The organism is Streptococcus sp. SM3 (assembly GCF_027497875.1).
The window spans coordinates 1-2,857 of the sequence record NZ_JAJNSA010000171.1; the positions used below are offsets into that span (position 1 = coordinate 1).

The window sequence follows — 2,857 nt, forward strand, 5'->3', positions numbered from 1 at the left end:
CCTTGTTCACTTCGGTATTGGGCATCTGGTTCCTTGCTCAAGAGTTTTTGAAAAAGTCGCCCGTTCAATAAGCGTATCTGTAAAGCTTGGTAGCCCCCTATCATTTTGTTCATTTCGTCTCCTTTTTATTTCTATATCGAAATATCACAGTCATTGTACCACTGCTTGTTACATCTGTCAACTATTTCGATATAGAAATAGTAATTTTTTGACAAGAGGATCTTCAAAGGATTCTTGACGACCTCAAAATTGCCAGACTTTTTCTCTTTTTTCACAATTTTTCTTGGAAGAAGAGCAACATTTAAACTCCTTGTAGAACAACACTGAGTTTTACATCTGTTCACTGTAATGCAGAATGAAATTTGTTAAAAAGCCTCGGTAGGGTTCTTCCTACCGAAGCTTTTTTGATGAAAGAGATAAGGGTTAATGTCCTTTATGCTTGTCTCTTCGTTTTTGCTGTTTGCGTTCGAATTTCTCTTGTTTGAGCAATTGCTTTTGGACACTAGATTGATGTTTTGAAATCTTTTTCCTTTCCTCATACTGCAACTGCAATAGTTCTTTCGACTTGGAAGAAATTTTCTTCTTTACTTGTTTCTTCACAGCTCGCTGTAATCGTTTAGGATTCTTGATTTTTACATGTTGCTTAACTGTAGCTTCTGGACTAAAAGATAAATGAGTAAACTGAGTCTGTAACATCTCTAGAATTTCATCATCTTTTGGCTCCTGACCAAATGTCACACGACAAACTTGATAAGTTTCTCGATACACTTGTTCGAACAAACCATGCCAAAATCCATCTTCAAAATAAACTGTCAATCCAATTGAAATTGTTTCCACGACAGCACCTCCTTAAATATATCCCTAAGAATGGACAACCAAGGAGGAAGGTTACTGATAGGCTTGCCTACGTCTGGACTACCAACCAGAACTGTGTTTTTATCTTAGTTGGGACTATTATAGCATATTTATAATCTTATGTTATTGCTTCTTCAAATGCCTATCAAAAAAATGAATCGTAGCCAACCAAGAATCCTTACTCTCTTTCATCAATAAACGCCAATCTTTTCGATAGCGATAATTGGGTTGATAAGCCACTGTCAACATGTGACCTATTTCATGGTATTTTTTAAATGTAATGTGGTGGCCTTTATAATGTGAGACAATATTGGCTATTGCTGACGAGGCATCCCATATTTCATCAACAGTACTTCCGAGCAATAAGATTGGCGAAGAGAATCTACTAATGTCTATCCTAGCAGAGCGATCTTTAGGGATAGGTTTTCTAAAAAGTTTGCTAAACAGATAATCTCTCAGTCGAAATTTTTGATAGGTAAGTTCCTTTTGCAAATACGTCCAAGAAGAAGTATGGGAGTTCCATTTCCCTTTTATCCCTTCATACACCACATCAGAGGGTGAATTTAGTACCAAACATTGAACGTCATTAAAAATGCTCTCCTCAGCTAAAACTAACTCTGCTCCCTTAGAACGTCCATAGATTCCAATTCTTTCACTATCTACTTGATGATGCTGACGTAGATAATTCTTTGCTTCCACAAGGCACTCTAAAGGAATACGTTCCAAATGTTTTGGCAACCCCTCTAAACCAAAGTAGGCAACTGCTAGGCAAATATAACCTCTAGAAGATAGAAGCTGAGCTATATTCTGTGCCTTTTCAATCCTTCCTTCACTACCGCTCACAATAATCAATGCTGGTGCTTTTATTGCCTTTTTATCATAAAATAGTCTCCCTTGAAAATGTTTCCTGTAAATATCTTGATGACTAATTTGCGAACTCATGTAATGTCTTGTGAAAGTTCTCTCTGCGACGACAGTATTACCTTGTATAATTTTGATTTCCACAAAAAAGTGACCTAATAAAGGAATTTTAGAAAGAGAGTTTGGAAGTTTCTTTTTCCTATTGGTCAAGGGCTTGGCATTAAAGAATAACCCCATTGTTGCAATATCTTCATAAGAGCCAGAACAAGATGGAGTTTGTGAAATATCAATAATACCATTCTTATCTGATACAAAAGTCGCCGTTGATTTCCATAAAACATCATGAGCTAAAAGCATAGGAGCATTGATACAATAATAATCAGATAAATACATTTCGACTCGATAGGTTTCTCTTGGTTTTAAGCCATCGATGACAATATTAAAAGATTCGTCTGCTAAATCAGACTCTGAGATCAGTTCAATTTGTATATTCATATCTTCCTCTTTTTGTTAATATAATTAACAATATAGTTTTAAAATTACCGTGATTTTTACCACGGCAATTCTTGCCATACCTGTTCAACATCATCCATCAGTTTCATAACCAATTGAAGATCCTCCTCACTATAGTTTCTTAAAACTGAAAAAATGGCCTTTTCAATATGTTCTTGCTGCTCTTTATGGATATTAAAAACTTCAACACCTTTTTTAGATAATATCAGATATTTATTTTTTTCATTATCCGGTGCAAATTCAAAAGTAACGAGGTCTTTCTTGGTTAAACGTCTAACACTCTGAGTAATGGCACTCCTAGATACTTCAAGTAACTCAGATAATTTCACTAGATTCACAGGCTGATTGCGACCTATCAGGTCGATCAAATGGACTTCATTAATAGTGATTGATTTATCAATACTGTTCCTATGCTGAGCTTTTTTCAACTGTTCAAAAGCTAAAGCAAAGCTGTTAAAACGATTATTAAACTTATACAGTTCTTTCTTATTCATAGCGCCTCTCTTTTGTTAATGATATTAACAAAAATACTATTTATTGTCAAGCTGAGCCTAAAAAGTCCTCCAGAGCTGAACTCTGAAGGATTTATTTTTATTTAACAACGATATTAACAAGTTTATTAGGGACA

3 protein-coding genes and 1 pseudogene are annotated in these 2,857 nt (G+C 35.1%); all 4 read right to left on the reverse strand.

Annotation, left to right across the window (positions count from 1 at the left end; genetic code table 11):
• Positions 1–113: pseudogene (locus tag PAN06_RS13660) on the reverse strand (MarR family transcriptional regulator); the annotation flags it as partial.
• 310 nt (positions 114–423) lie between these two features.
• A complete protein-coding gene (locus PAN06_RS13665; RefSeq protein ID WP_073949360.1) occupies positions 424–837 on the reverse strand; it encodes a YjdF family protein in 414 nt (137 codons plus the stop codon).
• Positions 838–978: 141 nt separating this feature from the next.
• On the reverse strand, positions 979–2,211 hold the full coding sequence (locus PAN06_RS13670; protein ID WP_269796598.1) for an acyl-CoA thioesterase/BAAT N-terminal domain-containing protein: 1,233 nt from the start codon (positions 2,209–2,211) through the stop codon (positions 979–981).
• A gap of 56 nt (positions 2,212–2,267) precedes the next feature.
• Positions 2,268–2,723, reverse strand: coding sequence for a MarR family transcriptional regulator (locus PAN06_RS13675; RefSeq protein WP_269796599.1), 456 nt, complete (start codon positions 2,721–2,723; stop codon positions 2,268–2,270).
• Positions 2,724–2,857: the final 134 nt, after the last annotated feature.

What these genes read in the sequence shown, in the direction of transcription:
- PAN06_RS13675 (WP_269796599.1), bottom strand. Translation starts at nt 2,723, where the DNA reads ATGAATAAGAAAGAACTGTATAAGTTTAATAATCGTTTTAACAGCTTT.
- PAN06_RS13670 (WP_269796598.1), bottom strand. Translation starts at nt 2,211, where the DNA reads ATGAATATACAAATTGAACTGATCTCAGAGTCTGATTTAGCAGACGAA.